The organism is Streptomyces sp. NPDC029138 (assembly GCF_055564375.1).
Genome location: NZ_JBVHWM010000092.1, coordinates 1 through 21,382, shown reverse-complemented (window position 1 = coordinate 21,382; position 21,382 = coordinate 1). Strand labels below are relative to the sequence as shown.

Here is a 21,382-nt window from a genome sequence, read left to right as displayed (position 1 = left end):
ATGGGCCGTGGGGCGGCATCGCGCCGACCGCAGAGCAGGAGACAGGCGGTCGGCACCTTGCCGGAGGCGGTCGTGGACGTCCTGACCAACCGCGCGCACAACGGCCGTCTCGGCTCGGCCGAGTACCGGCGCACGGCTACGGCACACCGGTCCTGCTCCGCCGCAGTCCCCCACGCCCGCCGCAACACCGTCCCGGCGCGAGGCGCCACCACCGTCACGCCGGGCACCACGCCCGCCGACCCGCCGGTCGCCGTGTACGGCTCCAGCTACCGGGACCTCTCCGCGTACGCGTCGGGCCATGCGCCCTCGGCGCAGGCTCCGGGCTGAGCATGTACGGCATCCCGTCCGGTCAGGCGTACGGGGCGACTGCCGCCCCCGCCCGCCCGGACGACTGCTTCGCCGGCACGGGCCAGGCCGTCAGCAGTGCCGGGTCCAGGGCCGCACGGGGCGTTGCTCGCGTGACGGACAGGGTGCGGCGGGCGGGCGCGCCGATCGGCATTCGCCCCCGCGCCACCCGCTCCAGCGCTCGGGCGATGACGCGCAGTGGAGGGGCCGAGGAAATGCCGGTCCGGTCACCGCCCTACTCGGACGGCCGGTCTTCCGGGGCGGATGTGCGGCAGAGCAGGGTCGCGACGGACGTGTGCAGCAGGAAGGTCTCGGCCTGCTCCCAGGACCAGCCGTTCTCCATCACCAGGGTCCGCCAGCCGGTCGGGCCGAACCAGAACCAGAGAAGGTCCGCCGTCTCCTCCTCGGGGCGGTCGGGCGTCGGGGTGAGGGTGTGCAAGTGGCGAGCGGCTGTCCGAAGGGCCTCCCGGTAGGCGGAGGTCGCCCGCTCCCACAGAGCCTCGCCGTTCTCATGGACGGGCAGAGCCGCCCTGATCGCTTCGTGGACCTGGAACTGTCCTTCATTGCCGGCCCGTGTGCCTCTGGCCAACGCCGTCAGGACGGCTTCCGGCGCGCGCAGGGTGAGCAGGTGCCGCATGGTCTTCTGGTAGTCCGACGCGACCACGCCCTGGTCGACGATCTCGTTCAGGATGTCGCCCTTGCTGCCCACGCTGGCGAAGATGGTCTTGGCGGAGACTCCGCTCGCCGAGGCGATGTCGGCGACGGTGACCCTGCCGTAGCCGCGCGCGGCGAACAGGTCGGTGGCGCACCGCAGGATCTCCGCGCGGGTGCGGGCGGCTGCCTGCTGGCGCAGGGGGGAGACATAGGGGCGTTTCGCGGGCATACGGGCATCGTAGCCGCGTGATCGTAGGCTGACCGGGGCCGGCGTTCCGGCCGGGGCTGCGCGACGCCTCGATCAGGGGCTTTGCGTTTTTGTTCGTCACCGGCCAGAATGGTGACGTGACTCATGCATTTCCCTGCGGGACGCTCTTCCTCGACTTCGTCGGAACGCTGCGTGCACGCCGTAACGCGACGCCGACGGAGATGCTCGCACATCCCGAGTCGCTCGACGACTGGTTCGTGGAGTCCGGGATGCTCGACGAGGCGCCCGGCGCCGACGAGGCCGACCTCGCGACCGCCCTTGATCTGCGTGAAGCCATCTACTCACTGGTCGCGGCCCACCTGGCGGGCGAACGGCTGCCGGCCGCGGCGCTCGCCGAGGTGAACCGGCAGGCGGCCGGCCTGCCCGTCAGAGTACAGCTCGGTGCCGACAGCACGCGTCGCCGCGTCGGTTCCGTCTCGCAGGCCCTGGTGGTTCTCGCCCGGGACACGGTGGAGATCCTGGGCGGAGGAGAGGGCGCACTGCTGCGCGAGTGCTCCCGCCCCGAGTGCACGCAGGTCTACATCGATCGCTCGCGCGGCCCCCGGCGGGAGTGGTGCTCCATGAAGACCTGCGGCAACCGGGTCAAGGCCGCCGCCTACCGGGCCCGCCGGCACAGTGTGGCCGGCTGACCAAACCCGCGCGACCTGTCCCGGCCGCCGGCACGGCCTGCCGGACCTCATGCGGTGAGAGTCCGTCTCCCCGGGCCGGTGTGCCCGCGACCCCGGCGTCGTCATCCTGGCCACGCAGTGGGCGCCGCCTGTGGCGGACGTGGCCGGTACCGGTCGGCGTCCGGTGCTCTTACGGCGTGGCGGCGACGTGGTACGGGTGTCCCAGCTGCATCCCGCCGCCGCGATGACGCCGGCGCCCTCGGCCGACGGCGGCGGAGCGGCTTCGCCTCAGTTGACGAGGTGTCAGTGCCGCCTTGCCGCTGATCACGCCCCTGATCAGCGGCCCGTGGATGTGCCTCCGGGGTCGGTCGGCGACCGGCGGCCGTCAGACCCGGCGTCAGTGACCGGCGCTCTGGCCGCCGTCGACGTGCAGGACCTCGCCCGTGACGAACGGCGCGTTCTCCAGGTAGAGAACCGCGTCGACGATGTCGCCGATCTCACCCATCCGCCCGACCGGGTGCAGGGCGGCGAACGTCTCGAAGTACTCCTCCGAGTGCATCGGGGTCTTGATGACGCCCAGGGAGACGGCGTTGCTGCGGATGCCCCGGGTCGCGTACTCGATGGCCAGCGCCTTGGTGGCGGACTGGAGGCCGCCCTTGGTCAGGGAGGCCAGCAGCGACGGCACCGCGGAGAGGGCGTGGTCGACCAGGCTCGTGGTGATCTGGACGACGTGGCCGCCGCCCTGACGCAGCATCTGCTCGACGGCGAGCTGGGTGAGCCGGAAGAACCCGCTCAGGTTGATGCCCGTGACCGCGTCGTAGTCCTCCTGGGTGTACTCGGTGAACGGCTTGGCGACGAAGATGCCGGCGTTGTTGACGAGGGTGTCGATGCGGCCGAACCGCTCGATCGCGGCGGCGGCGACGCGCTCGGCCGTGGCGGGGTCGGCGACGTCGCCCTGGACGGTGACGACGTCCGGGTCGTCCGAGGCGGCGATGGTCCGCGAGGTGGCGACCACGGCATAACCGAGCTTGCGGTACGCCTCGACCAGGCCCGCGCCGATGCCCTGGGAGGCACCGGTGATGACGGCGACCTTCTTGGCGGAGTTGCTCATGACTGCCTTCTTCGCTTTCGGGGTGACGGTGGTGGTTCCGACCGGTCCTCGTCGGCCGGTCACGCGTCACAACCAGACGACCAGTCGTCTAATTCCGGCTCCTCCCGTGCCGGTATCGTCGCCGTACCCCCTCTGACCTGCGGTAGGAGCCTCTGCCTACCAGCTGGGAGCCAACACGTCGCGGAGGAGCCCCGCGGCTGTGACGCCGACCGCCGCTCCGTAGCATGGGCGTCATGGAGTTGCGTCAGTTGCGGTACTTCGTAGCGGTGGCCGAGGACCTCAACTTCGGGCGTGCCGCGGACCGGCTGCTGATAGCCGGTCCGTCGCTGTCCCAGCAGATCAAGGCGCTGGAACGCGACCTCGGCGTGCGGCTCTTCGACCGCGACCGCCGCTCGGTCGCCCTCACGGCCGCCGGTGCGGCACTCCTTCCGCACGCACGCGACCTGCTGGAGCGCGCGGACGACCTCCAGCACCGCGCCGCCAGGATCGCCGGCTCGGAATCCGTCCGGATCGGCTACGTCAACTGGCTGCCACCGGACCTGACCGCCCGGACCTCGACCGTGGCGAGGGTGCACGTCGACGCCTGGATCGCGCCCTCGCACACCCAGGCGGCGCGGGTCGCGGACGGCAGTCTCGACCTCGCGGTGTGCTGGGTCCGCCGGCAGGACCTGGACGAACGCGGGCTCAACGCCCGGCTCATCGGCGCCGACCGCCTGTACGCGGTCTCCGCGGACCGTCAGCAGGACGACATCCGCGCCCGGGACCTCCTCGTCCTGATGGACACCGACGTCACGACATGGTCGTCCTGGAACGTCTACGCCGAGCGGCTGGCCCGGGACACCGGCGCCCGTGCGGTGCGCATCTCCGACGGGGGCATCACCGGACCGGGCTTCTTCGACCACGTACGCCGTGCGCGCCGCCCGATCCTCAACTGCCCCAAGGCACAGGAGGCGTCGCTGCCCCCCGATCTGGTCGCGCGCCCCGTGTCCGGGCCTAAGGTCTACTGGACGTGGTCCCTGGTGTGGCGCCGCGACGAGCAGCGCGCGGCCGTGCTCAGCACCGTGGACGCCCTCACGGAGGGAGTCGGCGATCTCGGCCTGGACGACCCGGACGTATGGCTCCCCGACGACGATCCGCACCGGCGGTGACCGGCTCCGCCACTTCGCGCCCGGCCCCGGCCCGGGGGCGACGCGAACATGATGGCGAGAGGGGTGTGGCCGATCGCATGTCCGGCCCGCGGCAGGCCGGACGGCCTCTCCGGGTGGGCGGACTGTCCAGGCTCCGGCGGATCAGGAGCTCATGTGAGGCTCCCCCTCCCTTCCTCGGTGAGCAGTCCGATGCCCGGGTAGTGCTTGCGCTGGTTGGACAGGATCATCTCCTTGGGAGAGGCGAGTCCGACCAGCTCACGCGTACGCGCGGCGAACGCCCGCGAGGACATGGCCGGCGCTCCCTCGTTCCGGCACCAGGCCTTGTAGGCGGCGTGGAGGGCCGTCTGTTCGGCGCGCAGGTCAGGAGCCAGGACGCAGCACTCCTCGTAGAACCGGGCCGTGTGGTCCTCGGTCTCCGCGTAGGCCGTGGTGGCGATGCGGACGCGCTCCGGGCCGGTCAGATCCCGGTCGCCGGCCAGATAGCGGCGGGCACCGTCGATCAGCCAGCCGAGGATGCCCGGCCCCTCCTCGGTGACCAGGACGTCCGCCAGATTGTCGATCTTGTGGTCGTCGGACACCACGCGCTCGAACGGGATCAGCCGCATCCTCCGCCAGAAGGCGAACCCACCGGTGCCCACCTCCGGCCGATGGTTGCCGAGCAACCACAATTTGTGCGTCGGCCGGAAACTGAAGTAGTCCTGCCGCATCCGGCGTGCCTTGATCCGGTCCCCGCCCGTCAGCAGCTTCACACGTGCCTCGTCGAACCGGTCACCGGGCTTCACCTCGGAACAGACGACGACCCGCCGGCCGTGCAACTCCGCGAGATCCGTGGGGTGTCCCTCGTACGGCCGCGACATCAGGAAGCCCGGCGGCGCGGCGTCGGCGTAGTCACCCAGGAGCTTCATCAGCACGTCGAGCAGCACCGACTTGCCGTTCTTGCCCGATCCGAAGAGGAACGGCAGCACCTGGCCGCCGACGTCCCCCGTGACGGAGTAACCCAGGAGCAGCTTCAGATAGGAGATCATTTCCCGGCCCTCGGCGTCGTCACCGAAGGTGTCGCTGAGGAAACGGTCCCAGCGCGGGGTCGGCCGGTGCTCCGGGCCCACGCTGGTGGACCGGGAGTGGAAGTCCTTGCCGGGGTCCGGGCGCTTCAGCAGGGAGGTCCTCAGGTCCACGATGCCGTCGGGTGTGCACAGGGCGTACGGGTCGGCGTCCAGGAGCGCTGCGTTCAGCACCATGCCGGGCGCGGACTTGGCCTGCGCCAGCATCGCGTTGATGCCGGTGGTGGACAGTGCGCGGCGACGGTGCTGCTGCAACGCACTGCTGGTGAAGACACCCCGGGAATCCTGTACCGCGATGTGCTCCGCGAGGTCACCGGCGGCCCACAGGACCGTGTCGTCCTCGTCCATCTGCCAGTGCGTGACGTTCCACCGGTACCAACCGATGCCCGGCACGTGCCGGTAGTCGCTCCCGTACAACTTCACGAACAGCTTGGCGTTACCGCGATCCGAGAGCGTGTCCGGCAGCAGTCCGGCCGCCGACACCCCGTCCACCGGCACCCGCCGGGGGTCGGACTGGGCCGGAACAGACACCACGGTGTCCCGGCTCCGCATCTGCGCGGCAACAGCCTCGGGATCGAAATCGAACAGTGCCTCGTTCCCGGAGGACGTCATGAACACCCTCCACCCGCGTACCACGTTCGCCTGACACCGGCAGCGAGACCCCCGCGAACGATGCGCGACCCGGTGCGGGGGCGCCGCGAGCGGCTGCACGAAAGCTGCGGGTCCGCAGGCATCCGCCCCCCATCAGCGACTGAAGCGACTGAACTATGGGCACAGCCTAGCGAATGCGACCGCTGAGGGCGCGCAGCACATGCCACCGAAATCAGCAGGTCGGATGTGTCCGGCCCGCCGGACAGCGACTGAAGCGACTATGGGCCCGATGCCGGGCGGCGCCTGGTCGGGAGAGCAGCGGCAGGACCGGGTTGCCGCCCCGTGCACGTCCTACTGCCCCCCGTCGGCACCTGCGCCATGGGGGAGGGTGACACCGACGCCACCGTCTACGCGATCGCCGAACGAGCCGCTGACCTGCTGCGCCGCTCCTTGAGGCCCTGACACCTCGTCCCGGGCGGAAAAATCCCGGCCGACTCGTGAACCCCGGACGGCGCCGGGACCGTTCTCCCATTGAAGGCTCCCGCCGCGAAGATGTGGATTGGCTGGCTTCGCAGCGGGGTGGAGCGGTGGTCCTTCCGTCTCCCCCAGACGGGGAGGGTGACCGCTTCACACGCGTACCGCTCCCGCTCGCCCCCCGAGCGGGAGCGGCACGCGTCCACGGGCCGCGCACGGCACTTCACGCGACGGTGTACGTGACCGACCGGTCCTGCTTGTGGCGGCGGATGCGTCCCTTGGCCACGAGTGATTCAAGGGTGTTGCGCACCACCTGGGGGGTCGGAGTCCGGTCGGGGTGCTTGGCGAGAAGTTCGTCCCTCAGCTCCTTCGCGAAACGTGGCTGGTCCTGCGCGCGGAGCAGGTCCAGCAGGATGTCCGCGAGCAGAGGTTCCCGCGACTTGCCCCTCGCCTTCCTCCTCCCCGTGCGGTTCTGGGCCCTGGCCGGCGGCCTGACCTGCCGGACCGTGGGTTCCTCCTGTGCCTGCTCGGGGAGGGACGGCGGTTCGCCGACGTCGCCCTCGTGCCGCTCGGCGAGCGCCAGGATGTCGATGAGGAGGGCTTCCTCCCGCTTCAACATCTTGATGGTCTGGGCCAGTTCCTGCTGTCGTCGGCGATTCTCCTCCAGATCCGACGCGGCTTGTTCGACGTACCGCGACCGGAGCGTGGCGGTTGATTGGCTGGTCACAACCGTTCACTCCCTCGTTATGTTGATGATGCGCATGGTACCCAGGCCCGAGTACACATGCAGAAAAGTGTCGAGCGTCGGCGTCCCGCGCACCATCACACGATCAGGCGGTGTCGAGTGCCGCGCGGTCGTCGTCCGACGCTTCCGCCGTGTCCGGCCGTCCGCGCCAGTCAGGTGTGCACCGCCCACCGGCGGACTCACATACGGCCTGACCCAGCGCCACGACCGCCTCCGACAGCTCCGCGGGCAGGGAAGCCGGCCGCGCCGGCGACGGAACGCCAGGCAGCAGCTTTCCCCAGAGCGGCCCCTGGGAAGGCGACTGTTCCGGCGCCGTACCGCGGCCCGGCACGCCGACCGGACCGGGGACGGCGCCATGACGGCCGGACACCGCTCGGGCCTCCCCCACCACACGATGCCAGCACGTGTGGGACGGGGTGTACGTCTCCGGGCCACTGTGGAGCGGGTCCTCACACGTGTCCGGTGCGGTGCATCCGGACACCTGGGCCGCCGGGGACCGGGCGATCGCCGAGACACGGAGGGCGACCTCCGCCCGGGCCGTCGTCAGGGCCCCCAGGACGCTGCGGGCCAGCTCCGGGCCGGACATCTCCTTGAACCGGTTGGTGGGAAAGCGGACTGCCGACGTCCGGCCGTCGGCGCACACGGTGGCCTCCACCACGCCGTCCGCGGACGACGCCGTCACCGACAGCGTCCGCAGTTCCTCCTCCACCCGAGCCATGGCGTCGTACCGCTGCGCGAACTCGGCGAGGACCTCTTCCACGCGGTTTCCCGGAGACGTATCCACCGTTCCGCTCCTCCTGTGTTGGTGCGGCGACTCGGAGTCGGCGTGCTACAAGAGACACACGAGACACCGGCAGCCGCGGTTCACGCCGCCGGATCGTCCTCTCCACGCGACCATCACGATCTGGCCATTCCACGTTCGCATCCCGCAGGCCGACAGCCGCCCGTCGCGGCGGTCGTCACGGCGCGGGACGGCATCGCGGCGTCACAAGCGCGGCAGTTTTCCGTCACCCACGTCTGCCTACAGTGCGCACGTGTGAGGCCGGATCGGTCTCCGACCGCAGGTAGACAGAGCATCAGAACGGCTCAGGGGACTATGACCACGCCCTCCACGGCACAGAACCGGGCGGAGACGCTCGGCGCCATCGTGACGGAGCACCGGGACGGGCTCGTCTCGTATGCCGAAAGAATGCTCGGCGACCGTGGGCTCGCCGAAGACATCGTGCAGGAAACGATCATCCGAGCCTGGCGGAATCTCGACCGCCTCGTCGGCATGGAAGGATCGGTCAGGGGCTGGCTGCTCACCGTGACCCGTCGCCTGGTCATCGACTGGGTGCGCAAGCCGCACACGCGCAGGGAGGTCTTCGGCGCCGTCTACAGCGAGCCGCTGTCGGGCACCGACGGCATCGAGGCGGTGCACCACGCCATGACGGTCAGGCCGCTTCTCCACGGGCTGTCGCCGGAGCACCGCGCTGTGCTGGTGCACATCTACCTGTACGACCGCACCCTCAAAGAGACCGCCGGAATCCTGGGAGTGCCGACGGGAACGGTCAAGTCCAGGCACCACAACGCCCTGCGCAAGCTCCGTGGCGCGGCACGGCTCGTCGAGGCGTCCTGAGACGTGGCCGTGGGGCCGCCTCCCGCTCAGCGGTCTACGCGGCGCGCGAATGTCTTCAGCGTCGAGCACAGTTGCCGACGGAACGTCTCGCCCCGGGGCAGAAGACACATGTCCTCGACAAGAGACGGCAGCAGATGCCGCTCGGCGATGATCCACTCGGCGGCCTCCGCTGTCTCGGTGAACTGCTGAGGCCGCACGCCGGGGCGCGGGGGCGGCAGGATCAGGGCCCTGCGGTGCGGGGCGATCAGCGCGGTGGCGGCATCGGCGCTGTACAGATAGTGCTCGACCATCCTGGCGCGTGCCGCGGAGCGCACGCCGGCCGGATCCCGCAGGGAGCTGAGTTCCGCGGCGAAACCGCGCAGCAGTTCATGACACGTGTACCGGCCCGGTACGAGTTCGACGAGCAGGTGGTGATCCGTGAGTTCCGCTATGTCCGCGTGCGTGGCCCACAGGTCGGTGCCGGCCAGGCTGGCGGCGGCCCGTGCGGTGACGTCGCGCGCGGGATGCAGGCTGAGCAGCCGGAACAGTGACGCGGCACTGTCGCTCAGCGCTTCGTAGGAGGCCGTGAAAGCGCTCCTGACATCGGTGCGGACGTCCTGTGTGGACAGGGCCGCGAGGCTGCTCCGGTCGTCCCGCAACCGTGCCGCGAGCGAGGCGAGGGAGAACGTCGGTTGCAGCAGCGCCCGGGTGCTCGCGACGGCCAGCGTCAGCGGCAGTCCTCCGCACAGTTCGGCGATCTCCTCGGCCGCGGCACGCTCGCCCCTGACCCGGTCCGCGCCCAGGCGGCGTTCGAGGAGTTCGAGGCTCTCCTGGCGGGTCATGGGGTTGAGCGTGACGATCCGGGCGTCGTCCGTCACGGCCAGCCCCTCCAGCCGCCGACGGCTGGTCACGATCGTCAGACAGCCGGGCGTGGCGGGCAGCAGGGGACGGACCTGTTCACTGTCGCGGGCGTCATCCAGGACGAGGAGCAGCCGCCGCCCGGCCAGGGCCCTGCGGTAGGCGGAGCCCAGCGCGGCGGCGCCCGGCTGCGCGGGAACCGTTTCTGTGCCCAGCGCTTCGAGCACCGTGCGCATGGCTTCGCCGGGGTCGAGAGGCGCTTGCGACGTGTGATGGCCCCGGAGATCCACGTAGACCTGTCCGCCGGGATAGCGTGCCGCCGCCAGGTGGGCGACGTGGACGGCCAGGGTCGTCTTGCCCACTCCCGCCATGCCGCAGACCGCCGCGATGGTGGCCGGGGCCGGGCTCTCACCCTCCAGGGGCAGCAGTTCCAGGAACCGGTCGAGCGCCGACCGCCGGCCGGCGAAGGACGCGCAGTCCGGGGGTAGTTGGGACGGCATCGAAGCGGCCGGGGCGGGGCCCGCCGGCCTGAGCGCGGGCGCCGTGAGTCTGCGTTGCAGCAGGTGCTGCTGGGCGGCTCGCAGTTCGGGGCCGGGGTCGACGCCCAGCTCGTCGGCCAGACTGCGGCGGATGTGGTCGAACTGCCGCAGGGCCTCGGCCTGCCGGCCGGTGGCGGCCAGGGCGGCGATCACCCGGGCGTGCACGGCTTCGTCGAAGGGGTGGCCGTCCAGCGCCTGGCGCAGGGCGGTGAGCACGTCTTCCGTCAGCGTGGGTGCCGCGGTCAGGACGACGTCGGCGGCTTCCTTGACCGCCGCGACGAACTCGTGCCCGACCGCGGTGAACACCGGATGCCGGCACACGTGGCTGCCGTCGGCGACGGGGCCGCGCCAGAGCCGGAGGGCGTCGACGAAGCGGTGGGCGGCCCGCGCGGGGTCTCCGGTCCTGGCCGCGAGCCGCGCCCGCGTGCACAGGTCACGGAAGTGCAGGAGATCGGAGCCCGAGGCGTCGACCAGCAACCGGTAACCGTCGGCGGCGCGTACGAGGTGCTTGGCGTCGGACCGGCTGCGCAGCTGGGGCTCGAGCGTTCTGCGCAGGGCGCCGATGTGCCGGTGCACCACGTTGACCGCACTGGCCGGCGGCTCGTCGTCCCACAGGACGTCGATCGCCTCGCTCAGGGTGAGGGGGCCGGGCGCGCGCAGCACGAGCAGGGCGAAGAGGGCCAGTCTCTTGGGAGGGCCGAGATCGAGTTCTTCGGCTCCGCGGAGCGCGCGCACGGGCCCGAGGATCGAACAGCGCACTACCGCGTCCATTTCCCGTACGGCCTCCCCGCCGTCGGGACCGATGTCATACGTCACGTACTGCTCGCATGGGGACGCGGAAAGAAAAGTAGAGGATGGTTCAGCTTGCGTCGTCAAGTAAATGGGAAGCTCCTTGACCTGTCAAGGAGCTTCGCGGTGGGCGGCGGACGCGTACGGCCCCGCCCTCCGTGGTCAGGGACGCAGGTCCACCCAGCTCCCGTGCGGCACGGTCCGCAGCAACGAGGACAGGCCCGCTTCGTTGAAGGCCAACTCCAGGTCGGCGCCTCCCTCGGAGAAATGGGCCCAGCCGTCGTAGTGGGCAGGCACCACCACATCCGCACCGAGGACGGCCGCTGCCGCAGCGGCCCGCCGGCTGTCGAGGGACAGCGGGCGGCCCTCGAACTTCGCCGGCACGCGCGCCGCCCCGGCGTGCAGCACGGCCGCGGTGACGTCCGGGACGCGGCGGGAGATCTCCGCCACGATACGCAGGGAGGCGTTGTCACCGCTGATGTACACCGTCGGAAGACCCCGCCCGGACAGGACGAAACCGGTGACCTCGCAGTTGACGTGGCCGTCGGCGTCGCGGTCGCCGTCCTCGGGGCCGTGCACCGCCGGCACCGCGAGGACGGTCAGTTCGTCGTCACCGTCCCCGCGCGCCACGGAGTGGCTGGTCCAGGGAGCGAGTCCGACCGCCGGCCCGCCGAGCCGGGCCGCGGTGAGCGGACCGGTGAGGACCAGGGGCGCGGCTTCGGCGAACGCGCGCCCGCGCTCGTCGAGATTGTCCGGATGCACGTCATGGCTGACCAGCACCAGGTCCACCGGGCCCACGGCCTCCTCGGTCCGGGCCGGCGCCATCGTCTTGGTGAGGTATCCGTGCGGGCCCGCCTCGTCGAAGGTCGGATCGCTGACGATCCGCAGCCCGCCCATGTCGATGACGGCTGTCGGACCGCCCAGGACGGTGACCGCGCATTCCTGCCGGGGAAGTTCTGGGGTCGTCATGGCCACTCCGTCCGGTGATCGTGGACATCGAGTCGAACGTTCATCGAATCTACCCCGCGTTCCCCGTTCGATCGTCCCCGACGACGCGGCGATGCCCGCCGTGCATGATGGTGACGCGACCGGCATGTCGGCTTGTCCCTCCGGGCGTCCATGGTCGCGTTGGTCAAGGGCGGGGGTGACCACCCGCGGCCGGAGGAGGAGACATGAATCGGTTGCTGGACGGCCTGGTCTCGCTGCCGGTCCTCGCCGCCCCGATGGCCGCCGGATCCAGTACCCCCGCGATGGTGGGGGCGGCCGGTCATGCGGGAGGAATGGGTTTCCTCGCCGTCGGCTACAAGACCGCGCAGGCACTCGCGGAGCAGATCGGCGCCGTCCGGGCCGAGGACGTGCCCTTCGGGGTCAACGTCTTCGTCCTCGCCCCGGTCCCCGTCGCAGGCCTACCGCCGTTACTGCCGCCGGGCTACGCGCAGGTGATCCAGCCCGAGGCGGACCGCTACGGGATCGAACTGAACGCCGGGGAACCGGTGAAGAGGTCGCTGACCGGCAGGGTTCCCTGATGGACGGCCGCCGCCGACTGCCAGGCCCCACCGAGACCGGCGGTGCCGAGACGGACAGCAGGCCGATACGGGTCGCGCGGACCGTGTGTCCGTCTGCGGTGGCGTTCTCTCCGACGTAGCGCACGCAAGGTCCTGAGGAAGCCCACCGCCGGGTTGGGTGGGGGGTGGATGCCGAGCAGGGGGCGGACAGGGCGAGAGACCCGTGCGGGCGGAATCCTCGGACTCCGCCCGCACGGCACGGCGAGGGCCGCACTCCTCGCGGGCGGCCGGGTGACTCAGGCCGCGGTGTCCAGTACGACGCGGAACCGGGCCTTGCCCGAGAGCATCCGCTCGTATCCCTCCATGGCCTGGGCGAAGGGCACGACCTCGACGCTGGGCCGGATGTCGTGGGCCAGGCTGAAGGCGAGGTTGTCCTCGTTCTCGATGGAGGAACCGGTCAGGCTGCCGACGATGGCGCGCGTGCCGAAGATCAGGTCGGGGGTCGCGACCGTCAGCGGGTCGGGTGCGGCACCGACGACGACCAGCCTGCCGTTCGGCGCCAGGCCGCTCACCAACGGGTTCATGGACGCACCACTGGACGAGGTGGCGACGATGATCGAGGCGCCGCCCAGGTCGCGCAGTGCCTCGCCCGGGTCGACGGCGGTGCTGTCGATGTACTCGTCGGCGCCCAACTCCCGGGCGAGCGCCTCCTTCTCCTCGCCCCGCGCCACCGCCGCGACCCGGTAGCCGAGGCTGTGCGCGTACTGGAGCGCCAGGTGGCCGAGCCCTCCGATGCCCTGCACGGCGACCAGGGACCCGGCCCGGACGTGACCCTGCTGGAGCGCGGTGAAGGTGGTCAGGCCGGCGCACAGCAGCGGCGCCGCGTCGACGGCGGAGAGGCCGTCAGGAATGCGCGCGAGCCCGCTGGCGCGGGCGTAGACCACCTCCGCGTAACCGCCGTCGGTGGTCGTTCCGGTCTGCGGCTGGTTCAGGCAGTTGACGAAGTCACCGCGACGGCAGGGCTCGCACTCCCCGCAGTGCCCGTTCAGGAAGCCGACACCGACGCGGTCGCCGGGCTGCCAGGCGGTCACGCCGGCGCCGACGGCGTCGATGACTCCGACGACCTCGTGCCCCGGGACGACGGGCTGCGAGGGGTCCGCGCGCAGCCCCTCGATGGCCAGCACGTCGGTGTGACAGACACCGCAGGCCTCCACCCGCAGTCGGACGTGTCCCGGTTCGGGGTCGACCAGTTCACGTTCGACCAGCCGGAGGTTGTGGACACCGGTCGCCTCGAAGGCTCGGTACGTGGACATGCTGCTGCTCCTGAGTGTGTGTTGTCGGCCAGGCGGGATCACGACGAGAGGCCCGCCTGGAAAATGACCGGTCGACTTAAGGCGAGTCTAGCCGATGCGCCGGCCGGGGGGCTCCTGCGCGCCGGCGACCGGTCCGCCCGGGGTTTGACTCCCGTTGAGGCGACCGCTCATATTGAAAGGCGAGGTGATCGATGATGGGACGTGTGTCCAAGCGTGAGGAGATCGCGCAGGCCGCCCTGTGGCAGTTCCAGGCGAGGGGCTTCAACGCCACGGGCATCAGCGACATCACCACCGCCGCCGGCGTCCCCAAGGGGTCGTTCTACAACCACTTCTCCAGCAAGGAGGAGAGCGCCCTGGAGGCGTTGAACCGGTACGCCGCGGGCTTGCGGTTCGACATGCTCACCACGCCGGGACGGCCTCCGCTGGAGCGGCTGCGGGAGCACTTCGAGTATCTCGGCAGGGACACCCTCGACAACGGATTCGTCCGTGGCTGCCTGGCCGGCAACTTCGGCGCGGAGATGGCGGATCACAACGAGGAGATCCGCTCGGCCGTCCAGCGTGGATTCGGCCGCTGGGCCGAGCACATCCAGCAGGTACTCACCGAGGCCCAGAAGGCCGGCGACCTCGACGGCGACCTCGACGCGGCGGACACCGCCCTGTTCATCCTGAGCGCCTGGGAAGGCGCGCTGATCGCGGCCAGGGCCGACAAGTCCGCGGCACCGGTCGAGGCGTTCTTCCGCATCGTCTTCGGCGTCGTTCTGCGCTAGACCCTGTCGTTCGGGTCACCCCGGCGTCGCGGGCCTGGCCCGCGCATCTGCCAGTTGTCATCGGTTGCTGACGCTCGTGCCGGCCGCTCCCCTCCGTCTTGGAGCCGCATCGCACCAGGTCCCGCTCCGTTCGGCTCGAAGGCGCGCACCTCACAGCCGGCCCGGTCCGGACGACGGGCCCTGGGCCGCTCGATCCGGGGCGCCGCTCCGTCGGCTCATTTTTCCGCGCACCCTGTCTGAACAGGGCCGGGCGGACGTGGACGAGCGCACGTCGAGACGCTGGGCCGGGAGCGTCATGGATGGCGATTGACTGAAGTCGACCGGTCGTCTAGTTTAGGTGACCGGTCGACTCAACATGTCGGCGCAAACCCATCGAAATGGAGAAATCCCGTGTCCACTCCCATCAAGCTCGCGATCGTCTTCTACTCGTCCACCGGCACGATCACCGAGATCGCCAAGGAGCTGCATGACGCCGGTGTGAAGGCGGGTGCCGAGGTCCGTCTGCTGAAGGTGGCGGAGCTGGCCCCGCGGGCCGCCATCGACTCCAACCCGGCCTGGGCCGCGAACCACGCGGCCATCGCGAACGTCCCCGAGGCCACCCCGGCGGACGTCGAGTGGGCCGATGCCGTCGTCTTCGGCACGCCGACCCGCTTCGGCAACGTCTCCTCGCAGCTGAAGCAGTTCATCGACACGCTGGGTGGCCTGTGGGCCGAGGGCAAGCTCGCGGACAAGGTCTACAGCGGGTTCGTCTCCACCGCCACGGACCACGCCGGCCAGGAGTCGACGCTGCTCGCCCTGTACAACTCCGTCCACCACTTCGGCGGCATCATCGTCTCGCCGGGCTTCACCGACCCGCAGAAGTTCGTCGACGGCAACCCCTACGGCACCTCCCACGCCGACGGCCAGGGCACCAAGCCCGTCGGCGAGATCACCCGCCTCGCCGCCGGCATCCAGGCCGAGCGCGTCGTGAAGATCGCCGCCGCTCTCAAGGCCGCCGCCTGACCAGGAGACGGTGCGGGGTATATACCGCAGGGCCGGCGGTGACTGGCCGACCATGTTCTCACTGGCGGTCTCTGCTTCAGGGCGCCACGGGGCGTCCTCCCGTCCGAGAAGGTGGCTCCGCGGCCCCGTATCCCCGCAGCCCGCAGTCCCGCAGTCCCGCAGAACCGAGAGAGGACGAACGACGATGAAGGAATTCCTGGTCGTGCTCACCACGACCGTGCCCGAGGGCACCGACCCCGCCGAGGTCGACCGGCGACGCGCGGCCGAATCCGTCCGGGCCAGGGAACTGGCCGCCACCGGACACCTGTTCCGGCTGTGGCGCCCGGTCGGCGAGCTGCGCAGCGTCGGGGTGTGGCGCGCGGACGACGAGGCCGACCTGCGTGAGAAGGTGCTCGGCACCCTGCCCCTGTGGCCGTGGATGACCGCCGAGATCACCGCCCTTCAGCCGCACCCCAACGACCCGGGCACTGCCGGCCCCACCAACTGATCCACACGGGGTGCGCACTCACGCCGCGCCCTTCGCGAGAGGAGAAAGCCGATGAGCGGCACAGCAGCACAAGAAGCCATCCTGCGTGGCGTCATGGACCAGTGGAAGGCCGCGGTCGACGCGCACGAGCCCGAGAAGGTCGCGGCACTCTTCACCGAGGACGCCATCTTCCAGGGGCTCCATCCCTACAGCGTCGGCCGACAGGGGGTCGCCGCGTACTACGACTCCCAGCCGATCGGGCTGACGGCCGAGTACCAGGTGCTCGAGACGCGGAGCCTCGCGGACGATGTCCTGCTCGGGTATCTCGACGTCGACTTCGGTTTCACCGACCGGCCGGCCATCCACGTCACTCTCAGCATCGTGCTCAAGCGCGTCTCCGACCGCTGGTCCATCTCCCACTACCAGGTGACGAGGCTCGGCTGACGCGCTTCGCGCACGCTCGCGTTGACAGGCTCTGTCCCACCGTGTCACCATCCTAACCGGTTAAACAGGTGACGGTGTCGGGGTGGTGCGAACGCACCGGTCGGCAGAGCCTGCGTCCCGTGGGAAGCGGGCCGTGAAGACCGTCGCCACGTCGAAGGAGCACAGACATGGCGGGACGGCCGAATCAGGACCCTGAAGGGGCACCGGTGGGACGGCGCGCGCTGTTGGGCATGCTCGCCACGGGCGCCGCGGGGCTCGCCACCGCGCCGTACCTGCAACGCGGCTGGGAGGGATTCCTCTCGTCCGCCTCACAGGTGGACGCCACCGGCATCACCGGCCTGTTGCCCAACCCGGGCGGCTTCCGGTACTACAGCGTGGTCGGTTCGGTACCGCGCAAGGACGACACGAACTACGCGTTGCGGATCGACGGTCTGGTCGACCGGCCGAAGACCTATTCGCTGCCGGAGCTGCGGGACCTGCCGCAGAGCCGGGTCGTCCACGACGTGGTGTGCACCGACGGATGGCGGGTGAACGACACGCCCTTCACCGGTGTGAGGCTGGCGGATCTCCTCGATGCCGCCGGAGTGCGCTCCGAGGGCACGGCCGTCCGGTTCACCTGCTTCGACGGGGCCTACACCGAGAGCCTCACCCTGGAGCAGGCGCGCCGCTCGGACGTGTTGGTGGCGCTCACCATGCAGGACAAGCCGATCACCCACGCCCAGGGCGGCCCGGTGCGGCTCTACGTGGCCCCCATGTACTTCTACAAGTCGGCCAAGTGGCTGTCCGGCATCTCGGTCACCGACAAGGTCGTTCCCGGCTACTGGGAGGAGCGCGGATATGCGGTCGACGGCTGGCTCGACGACGCCGACAGGCACGCGGCCTGAACCGGCCGGCAGGGTCCGCCGGTTCGCCCTCGCTCCACGCCTGGTGCACCGGGCCACTGGTTGGTTGATGCTGACGTGCCTGCTGACCGCGGCCTGTCTGTACTTCGGTCCGGTCGCCCAGCTCGTCGGGCGGCGGTACCTGATGATCACACTCCACGAGTGGTCGGGCGTTCTGCTGCCGGCGCCGTCTCTGCTGGGGCTCTTCTCCCGCGAGTTCCGCGCGGACCTGCGCCGGCTGAACCGTTTCGCGGTGTACGACCGCCAGTGGCTGCGCGCCGTCCGGAGGCGTCTGTCATCGCCGGCGGCGCGGCCGGCGGGCAAGTTCAACGCGGGTCAGAAACTGTACGCGGGCTGGATCGCGGGTGCGGTGCTGGTGATGATGTTCACCGGACTGCTGATGTGGTTCATGGGATTCCTGCCGGACATCTCGCGCACCAGTGCCATCTTCGTCCACGACTGCCTGGCCTGGGCCATCACCTTCGTCCTGATCGGACACATGAGGAAGGCCCACCGGGACCCCGAGGCGCGGCTCGGGATGCGATCCGGATACGTGAGCAGGTCATGGGCCGCGCGGGAGCATTCCCGGTGGGTGCCGGACGAGGACACGCGTACCGCCGCCGAAGAGGCCCACGACGCGTGACGCTTGCCGACGCGACCGGCCTGTTCCCGCACACCTTCCCGTCGCGTCGGGGGACATCACGCGGGCGGCCCGGCGCACTGGCGGGCCGCGCGCGTCGAGTGGGTCGTACCGGTTGCCGCGTCCGGCCGCGATGATGCCCACGTGTGCGGCCTCCCGGGCGCGGCGTACCCGACCGGTGACGTCCGGCGCGTGGTGAAGTCCCCGGCAGGCGCTGTCGGCTTCCCCCGACGAAGGGCCGCCATCTCGGCAACACCCGAGGTGGCGGCCCTTTCGCCCGTGCGTGGCTCGGTGAGGGGCATCCGCCTCGCGCCGATGCCCCTCACGTGTCGGAAACCTCAGTCGTCGCCGCGCAGGATGGTCAGCACGCGCAGTATCTCCAGGTAGATCCACACCAGTGTCGTGACGAGGCCGAAGGCCGCCAGCCAGGATTCCTCGCGTGGGGCGCCGTAGGCGATCGCGTCCTCGACCTGCTTGAAGTCCAGGGCCAGGAAGCCGGCGCCGAGCGCGATGCCCGCGAGGCCGAACACGACTCCCAGGCCGCCGCTGCCGAAGCCCAGGCCGTTGCCCGCCCCGAACGCCGAGAAGAGCGCGTCGACGGCGGTGAGCAGGAGGAACCCGGTGGCGATGGCGAGCAGGTGGCCGACGAACCTGCGGGTGACGACGATCCAGCGCATCCGGTAGGCGATCAGCACGCCCGCGAAGACGGTGATGGTGCCCAGTACCGCCTGGACGACCACGCCCGGAGCGACGTACACCGACACCGCCCCCGACAGGAAGCCGAGGAAGACGCCTTCGAACGCCGCGTACCCGAGGATCAGCGCGGGGGAGGGCGTGCGCCGGAACGCCTGGATGAGGGAGAGGGCGACCGCGATCCCGGCCGCGCCGAAGGCGATGCCCAGGGACCGGCCGGTGTTCGTCCCGTAGACGGGGAGCAGGGTCCACGACAGCACCGCTGTCAGAGTCAGGACGCCGAGGGTGGCCGCGGTGCGGACGACGACATCGTCCATCGTCGCCGTGGCGGGGCCGGCCGCGGAGTCTTTGACGAGGGCCGGGGCGTCCTTGACGAGCACCGGCCGGCCGGCCGGTGCGTAGGGGTTGACCGTGCGATCGAGCGGGGGCCGGGCGGTGGCAGAGGCTTCCGCGGGCCCCCGCGTGCCGGCGTACGCCTGACCGGCGTGGCGGTCGTAACCCCAACCGGAGAAGATCGGGTTGCGGGATTTCACGTCGTTCCTCCTCGTCCGCCGGGCGCGGCGGGCTGTGGTGCGCGAGGTGACGCGGATGCTCGGAGGCGACCGCGCCGGGCCGGCGGACGACCGGCCGGCCAGGACGGGTATGACTCCCTCGCGCGTCACCAGCTTAACCGGTGACTCATGTTGGGGTGGGTGGCACCGCCGGTCGGAGAGGTGATGTCCGCGACATGACGGAGCGGTCGCCCTCGCACCCGGGGGGTGTGCTCGGACGACCGCTCCTCGCCTGCTGCCGAAGGGCGATCGCATCGAGGCCGACGCCCTGGCAGCAGGAGCTCTTTGTTTGTCAACCCGGTCGCGTACCACCGGGCTTCACGACGCCGGAGGGGGCGCGCGGGACCCCGCGGGGGAGCGCGGACTCAGAAGCGGTCGACGTCCATGACGGCCTGGGCGAAGGCGGTGGGCGCCTCCTGCGGCAGGTTGTGACCGATCTCGTACAGCGTGCGGTGCTCGTAGGCGCCGCTGAAACGGTCGCGGTACGAGGCGCCGTTGCCGGGCGGGGTGAACGGGTCGCGCTCGGCGTCGAGGGTGATGGTGGGCACCTCGATGACGGGTCGGGTGGCGAGGAGGCGCTCGTAGCGGTCGTAGCGCCGCTCCCCGTCGGCGAGGCCGAGCCGCCAGCGGTAGTTGTGGATCACGATGGCCGCGTAGTCGGGGTTCTCGAACGCCGTGGCGGTGCGTTCGAACGTGGCGTCGTCGAACTGCCAGGTCGGGGAGACCGTCTGCCAGACGAACCGGCACAGGTCGTGCCTGTTCTGCTTGTCCTCCATGGCGAGGCGGCCCCGCTCGGTGGAGAAGTAGTACTGGTACCACCAGGTGTGCTCGGCCGCGGGAGGCAGCGGCTTCTTCTGGGCCTCGACGTTGGTGATGAGGTACCCGCTCACCGACACGAGGCCCTTGACGCGTTCGGGCCACAGGGCCGCGACGATGTCGGCGGTGCGTGAGCCCCAGTCGAAGCCGGCGAGGAGGGCCCGCTCGATCTTGAGGGCGTCCATCAGGGCGATGATGTCGAGGGCGACCGCCGACTGCTGTGCGTTGCGGAACGTGCGGGAGGACAGGAAGGTCGTCGTCCCGTGGCCGCGGAGATAGGGAACGATCACCCGGTACCCCTGCGCCGCCAGCAGGGGGGCGACGTCGACGAAGCTGTGGATGTCGTAGGGCCAGCCGTGCAGACAGATGACGACCGGGCCGTGGGCGGGGCCGGCCTCGGCGTAACCGACGTCCAGTACGCCGGCCCTGACCTGCTTCAGCCTGGCGAACGACGTGTGGGTGCCGGGGGCCACCTCGGGGACGGTCGGCGCGGGGGTGTGGCGCGGGGCGGCGGAGGCGCTCGGGATGCCCTGGAGGGCGGTCAGCGAGACGGCGGCCGCGCCCGATCCCAGGCCTACGGCCTTGTTGAAGGTGCGCCTGCTGATCATGTGAGCCTCCGTGGTGGTGGATCTGGAGTCGCGGTCTCTGCTGGTGATCTCCCGCCGCAGGCGGTCGCCGGGGAGCGGGGCGAGAGGACCGTCTCACAGCCAAACATCACCAGTCAAGCCGGTTACGGCCCCATGTGCACCCCCGTGGTCCGTTCGAGCTGGTCACCTCAGGGATCACCGGTTTGACAGGTGACGAAGTTTGCGTCATAGTAGTGCTGTATCTCCTCCGGCCGCCGGGGGAGGGGAAGGGTGAGACCTGATGACTGACGTCGAGGAAAGGGCGCTGCTGGCCGGCGGCTGCTTCTGGGGGATGCAGGAACTGATCCGCAGACTCCCCGGCGTGATCCGTACCCGGGTCGGTTACAGCGGCGACGACGACCTGGCCCAACCCACGTACCGCAGGCACGGGAACCACGCCGAGTCGATCGAGATCGTCTTCGATCCGGCCGTCACCGACTACCGCGCGATCCTGGAGTTCTTCTTCCAGATCCACGATCCGACCACGAAGGACCGGCAGGGCAACGACATCGGGGCCAGTTACCGTTCCGCCGTCTTCTACCTCGACGAGGAGCAGCGGCGCGTCGCGCTCGACACCATCGCCGACGTCGAGGCGTCGGGGCTGTGGCCGGGGCCGGTGGTCACCGAGGTCGTACCGGCCGGTCCGTTCTGGGAGGCCGAGCCGGAGCACCAGGACTACCTCCAGCGCTACCCGGACGGCTACACCTGCCACTTCCCGCGCCCGAACTGGCGGCTGCCGAAGCGCGCGGAATCCTGACCACCACAGGGCGGTGACATCCGCCCGCCATGCGGTACGGGGGGGGGGGGGGGGGGGGGGGGGGGGGGGGGGGGGGGGGGGGGGGGGGGGGGGGGGGGGGGGGGGGGGGGGGGGGGGGGAGGGGGGGGGGGGG

General features: G+C 70.7%; 22 protein-coding genes. 12 read left to right on the top strand and 10 right to left on the bottom strand.

Going from position 1 to position 21,382, the window contains the following annotated elements; translation table 11 throughout:
* Positions 1 to 72: 72 nt before the first annotated feature.
* Positions 73 to 327, top strand: coding sequence for a hypothetical protein (locus ACZ4WH_RS40370; RefSeq protein ID WP_468190407.1), 255 nt, complete (start codon positions 73 to 75; stop codon positions 325 to 327).
* A 253-nt stretch (positions 328 to 580) separates the two neighbouring features.
* Here ACZ4WH_RS40370 and ACZ4WH_RS40365 read toward each other — a convergent pair whose 3' ends face one another.
* Positions 581 to 1,228 (bottom strand): TetR/AcrR family transcriptional regulator, encoded by a 648-nt coding sequence (locus ACZ4WH_RS40365; protein ID WP_468190405.1) that lies wholly within the window; start codon positions 1,226 to 1,228, stop codon positions 581 to 583.
* Positions 1,229 to 1,344: 116 nt separating this feature from the next.
* Here ACZ4WH_RS40365 and ACZ4WH_RS40360 point away from each other — a divergent pair, with 116 nt between their 5' ends.
* Entirely contained in the window at positions 1,345 to 1,896 is a 552-nt protein-coding gene (locus ACZ4WH_RS40360; protein WP_468190403.1) for a CGNR zinc finger domain-containing protein, read from the top strand.
* Between the two features lie 376 nt (positions 1,897 to 2,272).
* Here the strand turns inward: ACZ4WH_RS40360 and ACZ4WH_RS40355 are convergent, their stop codons facing one another.
* Complete coding sequence (locus tag ACZ4WH_RS40355; RefSeq protein ID WP_468190402.1) at positions 2,273 to 2,986, bottom strand: SDR family NAD(P)-dependent oxidoreductase; 714 nt, start codon at positions 2,984 to 2,986, stop codon at positions 2,273 to 2,275.
* A 224-nt stretch (positions 2,987 to 3,210) separates the two neighbouring features.
* Here ACZ4WH_RS40355 and ACZ4WH_RS40350 point away from each other — a divergent pair, with 224 nt between their 5' ends.
* Entirely contained in the window at positions 3,211 to 4,134 is a 924-nt protein-coding gene (locus tag ACZ4WH_RS40350) for a LysR family transcriptional regulator (RefSeq protein ID WP_468190400.1), read from the top strand.
* A 149-nt stretch (positions 4,135 to 4,283) separates the two neighbouring features.
* Here the strand turns inward: ACZ4WH_RS40350 and ACZ4WH_RS40345 are convergent, their stop codons facing one another.
* The 3 genes from ACZ4WH_RS40345 to ACZ4WH_RS40335 form a co-directional block, all read right to left on the bottom strand.
* Complete coding sequence (locus tag ACZ4WH_RS40345) at positions 4,284 to 5,807, bottom strand: DNA primase family protein (protein ID WP_468190398.1); 1,524 nt, start codon at positions 5,805 to 5,807, stop codon at positions 4,284 to 4,286.
* A gap of 676 nt (positions 5,808 to 6,483) precedes the next feature.
* Complete coding sequence (locus ACZ4WH_RS40340; RefSeq protein WP_468190396.1) at positions 6,484 to 6,987, bottom strand: hypothetical protein; 504 nt, start codon at positions 6,985 to 6,987, stop codon at positions 6,484 to 6,486.
* Between the two features lie 103 nt (positions 6,988 to 7,090).
* Positions 7,091 to 7,789, bottom strand: coding sequence for a YbaB/EbfC family nucleoid-associated protein (locus tag ACZ4WH_RS40335; protein WP_468190394.1), 699 nt, complete (start codon positions 7,787 to 7,789; stop codon positions 7,091 to 7,093).
* A gap of 312 nt (positions 7,790 to 8,101) precedes the next feature.
* Here ACZ4WH_RS40335 and ACZ4WH_RS40330 point away from each other — a divergent pair, with 312 nt between their 5' ends.
* Positions 8,102 to 8,623 (top strand): sigma-70 family RNA polymerase sigma factor, encoded by a 522-nt coding sequence (locus ACZ4WH_RS40330; protein ID WP_468190392.1) that lies wholly within the window; start codon positions 8,102 to 8,104, stop codon positions 8,621 to 8,623.
* A 26-nt stretch (positions 8,624 to 8,649) separates the two neighbouring features.
* Here the strand turns inward: ACZ4WH_RS40330 and ACZ4WH_RS40325 are convergent, their stop codons facing one another.
* Both ACZ4WH_RS40325 and ACZ4WH_RS40320 read right to left on the bottom strand, forming a co-directional pair.
* Positions 8,650 to 10,815, bottom strand: a complete 2,166-nt coding sequence (locus ACZ4WH_RS40325) for an AfsR/SARP family transcriptional regulator (RefSeq protein ID WP_468190390.1) — start codon at positions 10,813 to 10,815, stop codon at positions 8,650 to 8,652.
* Positions 10,816 to 10,950: 135 nt separating this feature from the next.
* Positions 10,951 to 11,757, bottom strand: coding sequence for an MBL fold metallo-hydrolase (locus ACZ4WH_RS40320; RefSeq protein ID WP_468190388.1), 807 nt, complete (start codon positions 11,755 to 11,757; stop codon positions 10,951 to 10,953).
* Positions 11,758 to 11,960: 203 nt separating this feature from the next.
* Between ACZ4WH_RS40320 and ACZ4WH_RS40315 the strand changes: the two genes are divergently transcribed.
* Positions 11,961 to 12,314 carry a nitronate monooxygenase gene (locus ACZ4WH_RS40315; protein WP_468190386.1) on the top strand — a complete coding sequence of 118 codons (354 nt, stop codon included), beginning with the start codon at positions 11,961 to 11,963 and terminating at the stop codon, positions 12,312 to 12,314.
* A gap of 275 nt (positions 12,315 to 12,589) precedes the next feature.
* Here ACZ4WH_RS40315 and ACZ4WH_RS40310 read toward each other — a convergent pair whose 3' ends face one another.
* Entirely contained in the window at positions 12,590 to 13,606 is a 1,017-nt protein-coding gene (locus ACZ4WH_RS40310) for an alcohol dehydrogenase (protein WP_468190385.1), read from the bottom strand.
* A gap of 203 nt (positions 13,607 to 13,809) precedes the next feature.
* On the opposite strand from ACZ4WH_RS40310, the gene ACZ4WH_RS40305 reads away from it, so the two are divergent.
* The 6 genes from ACZ4WH_RS40305 to ACZ4WH_RS40280 all read left to right on the top strand — a co-directional run bounded on the left by ACZ4WH_RS40305 (position 13,810) and on the right by ACZ4WH_RS40280 (position 17,809).
* Positions 13,810 to 14,373 carry a TetR/AcrR family transcriptional regulator gene (locus tag ACZ4WH_RS40305; RefSeq protein ID WP_468190383.1) on the top strand — a complete coding sequence of 188 codons (564 nt, stop codon included), beginning with the start codon at positions 13,810 to 13,812 and terminating at the stop codon, positions 14,371 to 14,373.
* A gap of 390 nt (positions 14,374 to 14,763) precedes the next feature.
* Positions 14,764 to 15,375 (top strand): NAD(P)H:quinone oxidoreductase, encoded by a 612-nt coding sequence (gene wrbA, locus ACZ4WH_RS40300; RefSeq protein ID WP_468190381.1) that lies wholly within the window; start codon positions 14,764 to 14,766, stop codon positions 15,373 to 15,375.
* Positions 15,376 to 15,559: 184 nt separating this feature from the next.
* Positions 15,560 to 15,862: a muconolactone Delta-isomerase family protein gene (locus ACZ4WH_RS40295; RefSeq protein ID WP_468190380.1), complete on the top strand. Its 303-nt coding sequence runs from the start codon at positions 15,560 to 15,562 to the stop codon at positions 15,860 to 15,862.
* A 51-nt stretch (positions 15,863 to 15,913) separates the two neighbouring features.
* Positions 15,914 to 16,285: an SgcJ/EcaC family oxidoreductase gene (locus tag ACZ4WH_RS40290; protein ID WP_468190379.1), complete on the top strand. Its 372-nt coding sequence runs from the start codon at positions 15,914 to 15,916 to the stop codon at positions 16,283 to 16,285.
* A 167-nt stretch (positions 16,286 to 16,452) separates the two neighbouring features.
* On the top strand, positions 16,453 to 17,169 hold the full coding sequence (locus ACZ4WH_RS40285; protein ID WP_468190377.1) for a molybdopterin-dependent oxidoreductase: 717 nt from the start codon (positions 16,453 to 16,455) through the stop codon (positions 17,167 to 17,169).
* Positions 17,123 to 17,809: a cytochrome b/b6 domain-containing protein gene (locus ACZ4WH_RS40280; protein WP_468190375.1), complete on the top strand. Its 687-nt coding sequence runs from the start codon at positions 17,123 to 17,125 to the stop codon at positions 17,807 to 17,809. Before ACZ4WH_RS40285 ends, ACZ4WH_RS40280 begins: the two co-directional genes overlap by 47 nt.
* 335 nt (positions 17,810 to 18,144) lie before the next feature.
* Here the strand turns inward: ACZ4WH_RS40280 and ACZ4WH_RS40275 are convergent, their stop codons facing one another.
* Entirely contained in the window at positions 18,145 to 19,032 is an 888-nt protein-coding gene (locus ACZ4WH_RS40275; RefSeq protein ID WP_468190373.1) for a Bax inhibitor-1/YccA family protein, read from the bottom strand.
* 383 nt (positions 19,033 to 19,415) lie between these two features.
* Positions 19,416 to 20,474 carry an alpha/beta fold hydrolase gene (locus ACZ4WH_RS40270; RefSeq protein ID WP_468190371.1) on the bottom strand — a complete coding sequence of 353 codons (1,059 nt, stop codon included), beginning with the start codon at positions 20,472 to 20,474 and terminating at the stop codon, positions 19,416 to 19,418.
* A 259-nt stretch (positions 20,475 to 20,733) separates the two neighbouring features.
* Here ACZ4WH_RS40270 and msrA point away from each other — a divergent pair, with 259 nt between their 5' ends.
* Positions 20,734 to 21,249, top strand: coding sequence for a peptide-methionine (S)-S-oxide reductase MsrA (gene msrA, locus ACZ4WH_RS40265; RefSeq protein ID WP_468190369.1), 516 nt, complete (start codon positions 20,734 to 20,736; stop codon positions 21,247 to 21,249).
* The last annotated feature ends 133 nt before the right edge of the window (positions 21,250 to 21,382 follow it).